The sequence below is a fragment of the Cohnella kolymensis genome (genome assembly GCF_000829465.1).
GTDB lineage: Bacteria > Bacillota > Bacilli > Paenibacillales > Paenibacillaceae > Cohnella > Cohnella kolymensis.
This window is the reverse complement of the sequence record NZ_JXAL01000001.1, coordinates 689,913-703,432: the sequence shown is the minus strand read 5'-3', so window position 1 is coordinate 703,432 and position 13,520 is coordinate 689,913. Positions and strand designations below refer to the sequence as shown.

Genomic DNA, 13,520 nt, shown 5'->3' with positions numbered 1-13,520 from the left:
GTCTCGTATTTTTCTATCCTTTTATTGAAAAGAGGCCTGAACAAATGAGCGATATTAGGGATAACCGCTTTTACAGCGAAGAGCATGAATGGGCGCTGCCCACCGAAGGGCAAATCATCCGTATCGGCATCACGGATTATGCGCAATGCCAGCTCGGCGATATTGTATTCGTGGAGCTGCCGGAAGTCGGCTCCAGCGTGACTGCGGGCGACAGTGTGGGCTCAATCGAGTCGGTCAAAACCGTCTCGGAACTGTACACGCCGGTCAGCGGGACAGTCGTGCGTGTGAACGACAAGCTGATCGACGCGCCCGAAGCCGTCAACAGCGATCCGTATGAGGACGGCTGGATGCTTGAAGTGGAAGTCGACGGCAGCGTGGAGGAAGAGATCGGAAAGCTGCTCACGCCGGATCGTTATCGTACGGTCACCGACTGAATAGGAAGTGCCGGAAAGCACCGTGTACACAGAGCATAGTCTGTCGTTCACGGTGCTTTTTTTATTTTCGGCTCGTGGACGGACGAAAAACACATGGTGTATATTGTGTAGATGATAACCCTGAGGAGTTGGTATCGCAAATGAAGGATCAGTTACATCTCGCCGACCAATTGGCCCAATTGAATAAGCAGCAATTAATCGATTTGCTGCTGCTCTATGCGCGTGATTTTGAACAAGTGGAGCAGCGTTTGACCTTGCATTTCATTCAGCCCACTGGTGCCGATGAGCTAAAACAGTCCAAAGCACTTATTCGGTCATATATAAAACAAAGTTCGGACAGACACGGCTTCGTATCGTATCGAAATGTCTCTTATGCAATAACCGGAGCGGAAATGGTCCTTCAGAAAGCCTTGCAAGTGGTGGATCAAGGTAATGCGCTACGTACAATAAACATAAGTTTTTGCGTGCTTCATGAAATGGAGAGATTGCTTCAATGCTCGGATGATTCAAACGGATATGTCGGCGATTTATTGCACAGTGCCTCTCGACAGTACAAGAAGCGGTTCGGGCAAATCCCGTATCAGACAAAGAAAAGAAGCAGCTACTCACTTTACTGCTGAAGGAAACCCGATATGCTGGCTATGAAGGATGGGATGAATGGCTGCTCTCGATTTTTGAGATTGCGGCTGAGTTAGTGCATAGCGCGGAATCACGACGGATGTGGGAAGAATGTGTGGCTGAACTCGAGTCCAAGAAGAAGTCCGATTCGCACCACTCCTATTTTGTGGAACATGCTGCTTTGCTGAGATACAGGCTCATTCAAAACTTCGATGACTCAGACATCGCTGCCGAATTTTTAGCCAAGAATCTTAAATATCCGGAATTCCGACGAGTGGCAATATCTGACGCTCTTGCTGAGCAACGTTATGAAGAAGCGCTTCAATTGACTGAGGAAGGCGAACGGCTGGACACTCGCAACGGCTTTCCCGGTCTCGTAAATGAATGGAAGAAACTTCGATACGAGGTATATAGATTAACTTACCGCATTGACATGCAGCGTCAGTTGGCGGAAGAGCTGGCATTGGACGGGGAGTATTCCTACTATCAGTCGCTGCAGGAATTGTATGACACTCAGGAGTGGCCGGCTGTGCGGGATCGGATTCTTACAGAACTGGAAAAAGGCGGCCGTGGATGGCACGCGCATGATTTGTATACCAATTTGCTTATTGAGGAAAAAGAAACGGCCCGATTATTGCGATATGTACAAAAGCATCATCGTTCAGTCAGTGAGTATTATCCCCATTTGGTGCTGATTTTCCTAACGAGGTATATGCCATTTTTGAACAGCTTGTGGAAAAGGAGGCGGCTGACGCATCTAATCGCTCGGAATATCAAAAAGTCTGCAAAATAATCCGACAACTCATCAAGGCGGGCGGCTCGGAAATTGCGCAAGAACTGGTTGAACGGCTTGGAGAACGGTATGCTAAACGCCCTGCCATGCTGGACGAGCTTCGAAAAATCAAATAGATCGGCAATATAGATCCGCTTCTATGCTTGCATTCATCCGTAATCCGCCGAGCACCGAAGCACCATGTTGCAGAAAGCTTTTCTTCTGCGTGCATGGTGCTTTTTTTGACGCAAAAATTTCTGAGAATATTCGTTAGGTGGACACATATAGTTTAATCGAACAAGTAAATAGCTTTCTTGCGCTGTGAGAGGATGAGAACAGCCATTATCTGCTATGTATAGCAAATAGCACGATATTTGGCTGTGTTTTTTTCAGGGGGGTGAAAGCGGTTACAATCAATTGTTTTTAGTTTTTCTGCAAGTAAATATGGTTATGGGAGGCTAATGGTATGTCACCTTATGTGGCGGAGATCATTGGTACGGCGATCTTGATTCTATTCGGCGATGGAGTGGTCGCAGGTTCCTTGTTAAGGCATTCGAAAGCGGAAAACGGCGGTTGGGTTGTCATAACGTTCGCCTGGGGCTTGGCGGTCGCCGTCGCGGTGTACGCGGTCGGCCAGTTCAGCGGGGCGCATCTGAATCCTGCGGTGACGCTCGCTTTGGCGGTTTCCGGGGACTTTTCCTGGAGTCAGGTGCCTGGGTATATCGGAGCGCAGATGCTCGGTGCATTTATTGGCGGGGTTCTCGTGTGGCTCCATTATCTGCCTCACTGGAAAGCGACTTCGGATCCGGGATTGAAGCTGGCTGTATTTTGCACAGGTCCCGCAATTAGGAGCCCGGGTGCGAACCTGATCAGTGAAATTATCGGAACCTTTATTCTTGTGCTGGGGATTATGGCGATCGGGGCGAATAATTTCGCGGACGGTGTCAATCCGTTAATCGTCGGTTTCCTCGTCGTCGTGATCGGTATGTCACTGGGCGGAACGACAGGCTATGCGATTAACCCGGCACGTGACCTCGGCCCCCGCATTGCGCATTTCTTGCTTCCGGTTGCCGGCAAAGGATCTTCGGACTGGGCATATGCACCGATTCCGGTCATCGGACCAATCATCGGAGGCATTCTTGCCGCACTATTTTACCAGGGGTTATTCTAGAATCAGCAAGCCATTCGGCCAATAAAACAAACATCAAACGTTGGAGGTCATCGCAATGGAAAAGAAGTACGTATTAGCGCTCGATCAAGGCACAACCAGTTCCCGGGCCATTTTGTTCGACCGTGAGGGGAATATCGCGGGAGTGGCGCAAAAAGAATTTACGCAATATTATCCTCAGCCTGGCTGGGTTGAACATGACGCCATGGAAATTTGGGGTACCCAGAGCGGTGTCGCTCGTGAAGTGCTTGAGACCACCGGCGTCCGTCCACAGGAAATCGTCTCCATCGGGATCACGAACCAAAGGGAAACCACACTCGTCTGGGATAAAAACACCGGAAAGCCCATCCATAATGCTATCGTCTGGCAGGACAGAAGAACAGCGGCCATTTGTGACGATCTGAAAGCTCGGGGACTGGAATCTTATATTCGTGAAAATACCGGACTTGTAATCGATGCCTACTTCTCCGGAACGAAGATCAAGTGGCTTCTGGATCATGTCGAAGGTGCCAGGGAGAAGGCGGAGCGCGGCGAGCTGCTGTTCGGCACAATGGATACTTGGCTCATTTGGAATTTGACCCGAGGGCAAGCCCATGTCACCGATTATTCCAATGCGTCCCGCACGCTGCTCTACAATATCAAAGAGCTGTGTTGGGATAACAAGCTGCTTGATGAGCTGGGCATTCCTGCTTCGTTGCTGCCCGAAGTCAGACCGTCTGTAGGAGAATTCGGTGTTACCGACCCGCAAACCTTTGGCGGCGCGGAAATCCCGATCGCAGGCGTGGCCGGCGATCAGCAAGCGGCGTTGTTCGGGCAAACGTGCTTCGAATCGGGAATGGCCAAAAATACTTACGGCACCGGCTGTTTCATGTTGATGAACACAGGCACGAAAGCCGTGCAGTCGAATTCCGGATTGTTAACCACCATTGCATGGGGCATGGACGGCCAGGTGGAATACGCGCTTGAAGGCAGCATCTTTATCGCCGGCGCGGCGATCCAATGGCTGCGTGACGGATTGAAGCTGTTCGAGTCGGCCGGCGACTCCGAATATTATGCGGGCAAAGTTAAAGATACGGACGGTGTGTACGTCGTTCCGGCTTTTGCAGGCCTTGGCGCGCCCTATTGGGATATGTATGCCCGAGGTGCGATTTTCGGTCTCACTAGAGGCACGAGTAAAGCGCACCTCATCCGCGCAACGCTGGATTCTTTGGCGTATCAGACGAAAGACGTACTCGGCGCTATGGAGAGCGATTCCGGACTGAAGCTGCAGGCGCTGCGAGTGGACGGCGGTGCTACAGCGAATAACCTGTTGATGCAGTTCCAAGCGGACATTCTTGGTGTGGCCGTGCAGCGCCCTTCCGTTACAGAGACGACTGCACTCGGAGCCGCCTACATGGCCGGTATTGCCGTCGGCTTTTGGAACAAAAACGACATTGCTCAAAAAGCGGGCGAGAACACCATGTTTGAACCGCATATGGAGGATACGGAGCGTCAGAAGTTATACAGAGGCTGGAAAAAGGCTGTTAAACGTACGATGAACTGGGAGAACGAAGAAGAATAACCAAACGGGAAAACATGCCGCAGATGCCTGAATTTCAATCTGCGGCATGTTGTTTTACACCGGATACTGGAGGCGGGCAGCATCATGGATCGATTACCTTTTTCGGTGTTCGACAGGTTATCCCATTTGGAGAAAATGTCGGAGCAGACTCTTGATTTGCTGGTCATCGGAGGAGGAATTACCGGCGCGGGCATCGCTCTCGATGCCGCATCGCGCGGGTTGAGCGTCGGTCTTGTGGAGAAACAGGATTTCGGCGCCGGCACAAGCAGCAGATCCACGAAATTGATACACGGCGGACTGCGTTATTTGAAGCAGGGAGAAGTGAAGCTTGTACGGGAAGTCGGCCGCGAGCGGGCGATTCTGCATAGAAATGCGCCGCATTTGGTCATTCCGGAGAAAATGCTCTTACCGTTAGTCATCGGCGGAACATACGGGAAGCTGGCGACCTCTTTCGGCTTATGGCTGTATGACATATTGGCAGGTGTGAAGCGGGAGGAACGGCGGGTCATGTTGAGCCAAGCTCAGGCGGGTGAAGCCGAGCCGCTGCTGCGCACCGATATTCTGAAGGGCGGGGGCTTGTATATTGAGTACCGCACCGATGACGCGAGGCTGACCATCGAGGTAATGAAAACGGCGGTGCAGTATGGCGCGATGTGCGTGAACTACACGGAAGCTGCCGAATTGCTGTATCGGGACGGTAAAATCGCAGGGTTTGAGGCCAGAGACTTGCTGACTCAAAAGACGTTTAACCTTTCAGCCAAAAGAGTGGTCAACGCTGCCGGACCTTGGGCGGATGAACTGCGCGAGAAGGATCGGTCTTTACGGGGTAAAAGCCTGCATTTGACCAAGGGAGTACATCTGGTTGTACCTTATGACAAATTTCCGCTTCAGCAGTCCGTTTACTTCGATGTTCCCGACGGACGCATGATTTTTGCCATACCCCGAGGCAAATGCACGTATTTCGGCACGACAGATACGGACTACCGTAGCGTTATCGAACATCCGCGAGTGACGAGAGAGGATGCCGCCTATCTGATTAACGCCGTCAATCGTATGTTTCCCTCCCTGAATTTGTCGCAGGACGATATATGCTCCAGCTGGGCCGGACTGCGTCCGTTGATTCACGAAGACGGCAAATCGCCGTCCGAGCTCTCACGCAAGGATGAAATTTTCCTGTCTCCGAGCGGACTCATTACGATCGCCGGCGGTAAACTCACAGGTTACCGTAAGATGGCGGAACGCGTTGTCAATATGGTCGCTGAGCAATTAGAGCAAGAAGAGCAAATTTCATTGAACAAGTGCTATACCGATCGCATCGTATTATCGGGCGGGGATTTCTTGTCACCTGAATCTGTCTCTGCCTATATCGAGCAGCTCGCTGCCAGACATTCTCAGCAATTAAGCCGGCAATTGTTAGTCGATTTGGTCAGAAGCTTCGGCACCAACTCTGAGAAGATATTGGAGCTTTCTCACTCGTTCAGGGAAACGGGTACGGAGATGAATCCGGCCACGGCGCTGCTTTTTGCTGAGCTCCAGTATTGCATTCAGGAAGAAATGACGGTCAGTTTGACGGACTTCCTCATTCGGCGAACCGGCATGCTGCTGTTCGATCGACAGAGGATAGAGGAAGTACTCCCGATGGTTGCAGATGAACTCGCCAATAAATTGGAATGGGAGTCGGAGCGTAAATCAGATGAACTGCAGCGGCTTTTCATTGAATATGATAGCGCGGTGACGTTTCACTAGTGCATTCGTAATCCGGAGGTCTGGTATGAGAAGCAAGCTGGTTATCCCTGCAGTGAGAGGATTTAAGGAGTTTGATATCGCGCTGCAATGTCCGCAGGACGTCATCTTTCTGCTCGACGGGGAATTGATTCAACTTCAGGGAATCGTAGATGCCGTTAAAAGGGTCGATAAAAAAATCTATCTCCACCTGGACATGGTAAAGGGAATCAAAGATGATGAGGCGTCCATCCGTTTTTTAGCCAAGGCGGTCAAAATAGACGGTGTGATCAGCACCCGAACCTCAAGTTTGCTTCATGCTAAAAAATATGGTCTCAGTGCGATTCAGCGCGGCTTTTTAATCGATTCCCATTCCATCCACACGATCGTCAGAACCGCGTTACAGGTGCAGCCGGATTATCTGGAGCTGCTGCCTAGCTTCTCTCTTCCTAAAATAACGCAGATCAAGCAAGAGACCGGCTTGGATGTCATCATGGGCGGCTTTATTGAAACCCATGAAAATATGCGGGCAATCTTCGATGCGGGGGCAGTCGCCGTATCTACCAGTAAAGTCGACCTCTGGCGCTAAGGCGGATGAACGGACATGCTGACCTTTCAAGGAGTAGGGATATCACACGGAATTGTGCTGGGAAAGGCTTTCTTCTTAAGAAACAGTCGATTGTCATCGAAGACCTCCAACGAATCGCTTCCGCCGCGCAAGCTGGAAGACATACTGGAACAAACAAAACAAAAACTGCGGCACATGGCGGCGCAAACGGAATATACGATGGGCAGGGACGAAGCATCGATTTTCGAGATGCATCAATTGATATTGGAAGACGAATATTTGATTGAGCAGATTAAAGGTTTACAAAATAAAGGATTATCGCTTAACGACAGCATCGAGCAAGCCTTTCAAGACCTTGCTAGCCAATTCGGAGAGTTATCGGATGAGTATATGCGGGAGAGATCCGCTGACTTTCAGAATTTATCCCAGATCATGCTGAACGTAATAGAAGGCAGTATGGAGCAGATGGAGTTTCCTTCCGATACCATCTTACTGACAGACGAGCTTTATCCGAGCGATATTATATACCTGCAGCAGAAGCAAGTTGCTGCCGTCGTATCCGGCAAAGGAGGCAGTAACGGACATGCGGCGATTCTAGTCCGCTCCTTAGGTTTACCTGCCGTGTTAGGTTTGGGAGACGGTATACATAAAATTGAGCATGGTGCCCAAATCATTGTAGACGGGGCAAGCGGCGTTGTGATCGTTGAACCGGACGACCAAACCAGGCAATCGTTGGACGAACAGTCAGCCTCGTACAACAGGAAAATGAATGCTGCGAAATTATTTCGAACGAGAAAAGCATGTATGCGCGACGGCACTCCTTTCAGTCTGCTCGCTAATGCAAGCAAAGCGGATGATGCTCACGACATTGGAGCGTATGAACTCGACGGTATTGGCTTGTTTCGCACGGAGTACTTGTTTTATGGGCGAAATGATTTACCAAGCGAAGATTTCCAATTCGAATATTTTAAGCAAGTGCTGCAGACAGCAGGACAAAAGCCGGTGACCTTCCGTACGTTCGACATCGGCGGCGATAAACCCGTTCCTCAGCTTACGATGAGGGACGAGACGAACCCCTATCTAGGTCTCAGAGGGATCCGTCTTTCTCTCTATTATGCTGACGTTTTTCGCACTCACTTAAGGGCGTTGATGAGAGCCAGCCCTTATGGGCGCATGGAAATTATGTTCCCTTTTATTTGTGAGCTTCAAGAAGTCGTACGAGCGAAAAGCTTGCTTGACGATGTCATTCGCGAACTTGAGCTGGAGGGACATCCTTATCGTTCCGATATCCCGGTCGGAATTATGGTGGAGCTTCCAAGCGCCGCCATTCAAATTGAGTCTCTCATCGGGCACTGCGACTTTGTGAGTATAGGCACCAATGATTTAACACAATACACGCTGGGCGTTGACCGCACGAATCCGCTCGTTGCTCATTTATATTGCGAGGATCATCCGGCTGTCCTGCAGTTAATTGCGAGAGTAGCGTCTGCAGGCCGGGACTATCAAGTACCGGTAAGTGTGTGCGGAGAAATGGCGGGAAATCCGAGATTTACGACTTTTTTTGCCGGCTTGGGCATTACCAAATTGAGTATCAGCGCTGCAAGGTCCTCTGCGATAAAGGAGGCCTTGAGCCAAACAACCTTTGATGAATGTCAGCGAATTGCAGCGCAGGTACTCGCAAATGGCGCTTTAGCCTAAATGAGGAGGCGTTTAAGATGAAGAAACTGATTAATCATCCCGAGCAAGTAGTGCGTGACATGATTGAGGGTGTCGTGCTTGCTCATCCTGACAGATTGAAAAATGTACCGGATACAAGCGTGCTCATTCGTGCGGATGCTCCGGTTCGGGGGAAAGTGGCGCTCGTGAGCGGCGGCGGCAGCGGCCATGAGCCGGCCCATGCCGGTTATGTCGGCAAAGGCATGCTGGATGGCGCGGTATGCGGGGAAGTATTCACTTCACCGACACCCGATCAGGTTCTCGCAGCGATCAAAGCGGTTGACAGCGGAGAAGGCGTGCTGTTGGTTATTAAAAACTATACGGGCGACGTGATGAATTTCGAGATGGCCGCAGAGTTGGCGGAGGCGGAAGGTATACAGGTAACCAAAGTGATCGTGAATGATGATGTTGCGGTGGAAAACAGCACGTATACAACCGGCCGGCGAGGCATTGCCGGGACGGTGTTCGTCCATAAGATTGCAGGCGCACAGGCTGAAAATGGCGCATCATTGCAGGATGTGGAGCGGGTAGCACTAAAAGTCATTGAAAACGTCAGAAGTATGGGAATGGCGCTCACGTCATGCACAGTACCGGCTGCGGGAAAACCCGGATTCTCCATACCGGAAGATGAGATGGAGATCGGGATGGGCATTCATGGTGAGCCCGGAACGCACCGGGCCAAGATCGCTGAAGCCGACAGCGTCGCCTCGCAGTTATTATCGCTTGTTATAAACGATATGGGCTTACAAGAAGGGGACCGTGTTGCTGTCATGATCAACAGCCTGGGCGCCACGCCGCAAATGGAACTGTATGTGCTGAACAAAACGGTAGGGCAGACGCTCAAGAGTAGAGGAATTCAGGTCCATAAAACGTATGTCGGCGAATATATGACTTCTTTGGAAATGGCCGGATGTTCGATTTCCGTACTTCGGCTGGACGAAGAACTGGCTGAGCTGCTGGATGCCGATGCTGACACATTAGGTTGGAAATAGGCGAAGATGGCTATTACAATCAAGCAGCTTGTCTTATGGCTCGAAACGGCGTCTCAACGCATTCTGCAGCAAAAAAGTTATTTGACCGAATTGGATCAGGCCATTGGAGACGGAGATCACGGGATCAATTTGTCCCGCGGATTTCAGGAAGTGACGAGCAGGATTCAATCAACCGAATACGATGATGTCGGTCAATTGTTTAACGCAGTCGGCAGCACTTTAATTCAAAAGGTGGGCGGCGCCTCAGGCCCCATCTATGGCATTGCTTTCGTTAAAGGCGGGGCTGCGTTAAAAGGACGGCAGGAGATTACTATTGCTGAGTTCTCACAGTTTCTCCACCAAGGCATTGCGGCGATTAAGTCGCTCGGAAAGTCGGAGGAAGGGAACAAAACCGTGCTTGATGTGTGGGCGCCCGTCGCTTCTTATTTGACGGAAAACGGAGAAAACACGGATTGGGCAAAAGCCATCGATCATTGTTGGGAACACGCTGAGAAAACCAAAGACTTAAAGGCGACCAAAGGCCGTGCTTCCTATCTGGGCGAACGTTCCATCGGCCATCTCGATCCCGGCGCCGTTTCGTCCGCGTATTTATTCGAAGCTTTATTTCAAACTCTTGCGGATGGGAATCGGGCGGTATGAGCCGCTATGTCGGGCTGGTGCTGGTGTCGCACAGCGTTGACCTGGTGTATGGATTACAAAAACTTATTTCGCAAATAGAGCCGGAAGTGCCGGTTGCCATTGCCGGAGGCGCTGAAGATAACGAAATCGGTACTAGCGCAATCAAAATAAAAGCAGCTGTTGAAACCGTGCGGTCGGAAAAAGGTGCAATTCTGTTATTCGATTTAGGCAGCGCCTGCATGAATGCCGAACTCGCTCTTGAATGGTTAGGGGATCAGCGGCAAGTGAAAATCGCGGATGCACCGCTGGTGGAAGGCGCTTATGCGGCTGTCATCGAATCCGGGTGCGGCGGCAGCTTGGATGAAGTATGGCAGGCAGCCCAAGCAGCCAGGTGTCAGGAAAAGATGATCTGAGGGATAAAGGATGAAAGTAGAGAAGGATTTGATCGTGAACAGAGCGGACGGTTTGCATGCAAGGCCGGCCGGCAATCTGGTAAAACAACTGAAAGCATATGAGAGCAGCATCGTCTTCGTCTATAAAGACAGACATATTGACGGCAAAAGCATCATTCAATTAATGAAGCTTTCATTGAAACAGGGTGAGCGGGTAAAGGTGGTCATTGACGGCCACGACGCTCAGCAAGCGGCGGCCGCGATTGAGCGTTTCCTGGAACACTGACCAAACAAGGTCAGTGTTTTTTTTGCTATCAACTCATATGCTGCATAAGAGGAAAATGACTTATTCTAACGAATAAAAACAGCGCTGGCTAAACAGGTGCGTTTGAGAAAGGACACTGAAGATGAAAACCGGTATCAACCTTTTGAAAGTACTAGGTGCTGTTATACCAAGCTGCATTTTATATTTCTTTTTAATTAAACATTTCCCAAACACAGGAATAGCTAGAATCTTTGCGCTACCGTCTATTTTCGTTGTAAATACGACCATCACAACCATGGGAATAATCTTTGCCCATCGATTGAATTATGCTCGTGCAGCTGGAATGTGGATCATGATTATACTACTGACATTGGTGCTTACCGTTTTGCTCTATCCTCAAGAATATGGTCCAAGCGTAGCTACTCAATTGTGGAATAACATTGCAGGCAAAAAATACTGAGAAGATTATACAAAGAGCACCAGCCGCAGTGGTTGCCAATGGCATCCAATGTGGCTTTTTCTATGATATATGTAATATTACCTTACATAAATTTAAGATAATCTTAAATATGACTTTACTTTAACTCATCTAGATGTTAGTTTTAATAACATTAATACTAAATAAACATCTTTTATAGGAGGTTGTAAGGTAATATTACATTAATTCATTGTTTTTTAAATACGGAGAGGAGCTACAACATGATCAAATGGAGAAAAGGACTTCTTTCAGTGTTATCAGCCTTGCTTCTACTCGCAACTTTCGTACCGGCTTATGCCTCACCAGCGAACGATGCGGGGCGGCAGCAAACCCCAGGCAAAAAGCAAATCACTTCTGCGGAATTCTTACGAATGCTGACCGATACATATTCAAAAGCGGGAGCCGCTGCTCCAAACCTTGCGAAGAATGGTGATCAAGCACTCAAGAGGGAAGATGCGGCCCTGTATTTATATACAGCGTTGAAGCTGCCAAAAGCGACGATAAAGTTCAAAGATGTTCCGTCGAACAGCAAGTATGCTGCGGCGATCGGTGCTTTGGTCAAAGCAGGCATGATGTCAGGCATATCCAAAGATAAATTCGGTTATGGAAATACAATAAACACCGAGCAAGCTGCGGTGTTGATGATTCGCCTGTACGACCGGATAAAACCGTTCAAATTGATCGAAGCGACGATCTCGGATATGCAGAAAGCTTTGCAGTCGGGGAAAATTACTTCTCGGGAACTTGTGCAAATTTACCTGGATAGGATTGAAAAATATGACGACCATGGACCGTCACTAAAAGCGATAATTACAGTCAACCCTAAGGCCTTGGAAACTGCTGATTCACTCGATAAAGAACGGGCCGAAAAAGGCCCCAGGGGTCCGCTTCATGGCATCCCAATCATCGTAAAAGACAACTACGACACGTTCGATTTGCCAACCACCGCGGGGTCCGCGTCCCTCGCAGGATCGATTCCGCCAGATGATGCCTTCCAAGTCAAGAAGCTTCGCGAAGCGGGAGCGATTGTGCTCGCGAAATCGAATATGGCCGAATTCGCGTTCAGTCCATATGAAACCGTAAGTTCAATCGAAGGTACGACCCGCAATCCCTATGCGTTAGACCGAGTGCCGGCAGGTTCCAGCGGAGGCACAGCGGCTTCGGTAGCTGCCAACTTAGGAGCCGCCGGTCTTGGAACGGATACGGGCAACTCGATTCGCGGTCCGTCTTCCCATAACTCCCTCGTAGGGATCCGGTCGACGATCGGCCTTACAAGCCGGGACGGAATCGTGCCGCTCAACCTGGGGCGGGACATCGGCGGTCCGATAGCAAGAACGGTGACGGATGCGACGATTATTTTGGACGCCATTGCCGGTTATGATCCGAAAGATCCCGTGACCGCTGCCAGCATTGGGAATATGCCGGAAAGCTACATGAGCTTTTTGAAAAAAGATGGGTTAAAGGGAGCGAGAATCGGTGTCCTAAGGGAATTCTTCGAAACGCCTACGACAGACCCGGAAATTAAAAAGTTGATGGAGCAGGCAATCGAAGATTTGCGCAAACAAGGTGCAATCATTGTCGATCCTTTCGTTATTCCGAATCATACCGAAATCCGCAGCAAGGCGAGCGGAGGAAATCCCTTCGAATACGAGCTGAATGAATATTTGAAGTCTCTGGGGACTGGAGCTAAGATGAAAACGCTGGATGATATTATCGCGTCGGGCAAATTTGATCCTTCTATTAAAGACCGCATGTTGGCGGCTCAAAAAGTTGACGTCGCTCCCATGGATGATCCTGCCTATCTAAAGGGTGAATTCTATCGCGACAGATACCGTGAAGCTGTACTGAAAGCTATGGCGGATTACGACATTGATGTTATCGTTTATCCGAGTTGGAGCAATCCGCCGCGGCTGATCGGGGACTTGGAAAGCCCGCACGGCAACAACAGCGGCTTGATGAGCCCGCCGCTGGGATTTCCTGCTTTAACGGTGCCTATGGGATTTAGCTACGACAAATATCCTGCAGGATTGCAAATGCTCGGCCGCCCGTTTGACGAAGGTATTTTGATCCAATATGCATATGCATACGAACAAGCGACGTTGCACCGCGTTCCGCCAACGTCAACGCCATAACGATGAAAACCGTCCGGCTGCCTCTTGGAGGTGCGGACGGTTTTATTTTTATAACGACAGCTGCAGCAGCGAATGCAACATATG

Annotated in this window: 14 protein-coding genes; all 14 read left to right on the top strand. The window is 49.9% G+C overall.

Annotated elements, in window-relative coordinates; translation table 11 throughout:
• Positions 1–44: 44 nt before the first annotated feature.
• The 14 genes from gcvH (at position 45) to SD71_RS03300 (ending at position 13,436) form a co-directional block, all read left to right on the top strand.
• On the top strand, positions 45–434 hold the full coding sequence (gene gcvH, locus SD71_RS03365; protein ID WP_041059398.1) for a glycine cleavage system protein GcvH: 390 nt from the start codon (positions 45–47) through the stop codon (positions 432–434).
• Positions 435–574: 140 nt separating this feature from the next.
• Complete coding sequence (locus SD71_RS03360) at positions 575–1,054, top strand: hypothetical protein (protein ID WP_041059396.1); 480 nt, start codon at positions 575–577, stop codon at positions 1,052–1,054.
• Positions 1,055–1,167: 113 nt separating this feature from the next.
• Positions 1,168–1,845, top strand: coding sequence for a hypothetical protein (locus SD71_RS03355; RefSeq protein WP_152619317.1), 678 nt, complete (start codon positions 1,168–1,170; stop codon positions 1,843–1,845).
• A 445-nt stretch (positions 1,846–2,290) separates the two neighbouring features.
• Entirely contained in the window at positions 2,291–2,995 is a 705-nt protein-coding gene (locus SD71_RS03350; protein WP_041059391.1) for an MIP/aquaporin family protein, read from the top strand.
• 55 nt (positions 2,996–3,050) lie between these two features.
• Positions 3,051–4,553, top strand: a complete 1,503-nt coding sequence (gene glpK, locus SD71_RS03345) for a glycerol kinase GlpK (protein ID WP_041059389.1) — start codon at positions 3,051–3,053, stop codon at positions 4,551–4,553.
• Between the two features lie 84 nt (positions 4,554–4,637).
• Positions 4,638–6,299 carry a glycerol-3-phosphate dehydrogenase/oxidase gene (locus SD71_RS03340; protein ID WP_041059387.1) on the top strand — a complete coding sequence of 554 codons (1,662 nt, stop codon included), beginning with the start codon at positions 4,638–4,640 and terminating at the stop codon, positions 6,297–6,299.
• Between the two features lie 25 nt (positions 6,300–6,324).
• A complete protein-coding gene (locus SD71_RS03335) occupies positions 6,325–6,864 on the top strand; it encodes a glycerol-3-phosphate responsive antiterminator (RefSeq protein WP_041059384.1) in 540 nt (179 codons plus the stop codon).
• Between the two features lie 15 nt (positions 6,865–6,879).
• A complete protein-coding gene (gene ptsP, locus SD71_RS03330; protein ID WP_041059382.1) occupies positions 6,880–8,541 on the top strand; it encodes a phosphoenolpyruvate--protein phosphotransferase in 1,662 nt (553 codons plus the stop codon).
• Between the two features lie 17 nt (positions 8,542–8,558).
• Entirely contained in the window at positions 8,559–9,551 is a 993-nt protein-coding gene (gene dhaK / locus SD71_RS03325) for a dihydroxyacetone kinase subunit DhaK (RefSeq protein ID WP_041059380.1), read from the top strand.
• A gap of 6 nt (positions 9,552–9,557) precedes the next feature.
• Positions 9,558–10,190 carry a dihydroxyacetone kinase subunit DhaL gene (gene dhaL, locus SD71_RS03320; RefSeq protein WP_041059377.1) on the top strand — a complete coding sequence of 211 codons (633 nt, stop codon included), beginning with the start codon at positions 9,558–9,560 and terminating at the stop codon, positions 10,188–10,190.
• Positions 10,187–10,582, top strand: a complete 396-nt coding sequence (dhaM, locus tag SD71_RS03315) for a dihydroxyacetone kinase phosphoryl donor subunit DhaM (protein ID WP_041059375.1) — start codon at positions 10,187–10,189, stop codon at positions 10,580–10,582. Before dhaL ends, dhaM begins: the two co-directional genes overlap by 4 nt.
• A 10-nt stretch (positions 10,583–10,592) precedes the next feature.
• Positions 10,593–10,847 carry an HPr family phosphocarrier protein gene (locus tag SD71_RS03310; RefSeq protein WP_041059373.1) on the top strand — a complete coding sequence of 85 codons (255 nt, stop codon included), beginning with the start codon at positions 10,593–10,595 and terminating at the stop codon, positions 10,845–10,847.
• A gap of 121 nt (positions 10,848–10,968) precedes the next feature.
• Entirely contained in the window at positions 10,969–11,286 is a 318-nt protein-coding gene (locus SD71_RS03305) for a hypothetical protein (protein WP_041059370.1), read from the top strand.
• Positions 11,287–11,525: 239 nt separating this feature from the next.
• Positions 11,526–13,436, top strand: coding sequence for an amidase family protein (locus tag SD71_RS03300; RefSeq protein ID WP_041059367.1), 1,911 nt, complete (start codon positions 11,526–11,528; stop codon positions 13,434–13,436).
• The last annotated feature ends 84 nt before the right edge of the window (positions 13,437–13,520 follow it).

Bases quoted from the DNA above. Each gene is read 5' to 3' on its own strand.
- gcvH (WP_041059398.1), top strand. From the start codon at position 45: ATGAGCGATATTAGGGATAACCGCTTTTACAGCGAAGAGCATGAATGG.
- SD71_RS03360 (WP_041059396.1), top strand. From the start codon at position 575: ATGAAGGATCAGTTACATCTCGCCGACCAATTGGCCCAATTGAATAAG.
- SD71_RS03350 (WP_041059391.1), top strand. From the start codon at position 2,291: ATGTCACCTTATGTGGCGGAGATCATTGGTACGGCGATCTTGATTCTA.
- glpK (WP_041059389.1), top strand. From the start codon at position 3,051: ATGGAAAAGAAGTACGTATTAGCGCTCGATCAAGGCACAACCAGTTCC.
- SD71_RS03340 (WP_041059387.1), top strand. From the start codon at position 4,638: ATGGATCGATTACCTTTTTCGGTGTTCGACAGGTTATCCCATTTGGAG.
- SD71_RS03335 (WP_041059384.1), top strand. From the start codon at position 6,325: ATGAGAAGCAAGCTGGTTATCCCTGCAGTGAGAGGATTTAAGGAGTTT.
- ptsP (WP_041059382.1), top strand. From the start codon at position 6,880: ATGCTGACCTTTCAAGGAGTAGGGATATCACACGGAATTGTGCTGGGA.
- dhaK (WP_041059380.1), top strand. From the start codon at position 8,559: ATGAAGAAACTGATTAATCATCCCGAGCAAGTAGTGCGTGACATGATT.
- dhaL (WP_041059377.1), top strand. From the start codon at position 9,558: ATGGCTATTACAATCAAGCAGCTTGTCTTATGGCTCGAAACGGCGTCT.
- dhaM (WP_041059375.1), top strand. From the start codon at position 10,187: ATGAGCCGCTATGTCGGGCTGGTGCTGGTGTCGCACAGCGTTGACCTG.
- SD71_RS03310 (WP_041059373.1), top strand. From the start codon at position 10,593: ATGAAAGTAGAGAAGGATTTGATCGTGAACAGAGCGGACGGTTTGCAT.
- SD71_RS03305 (WP_041059370.1), top strand. From the start codon at position 10,969: ATGAAAACCGGTATCAACCTTTTGAAAGTACTAGGTGCTGTTATACCA.
- SD71_RS03300 (WP_041059367.1), top strand. From the start codon at position 11,526: ATGATCAAATGGAGAAAAGGACTTCTTTCAGTGTTATCAGCCTTGCTT.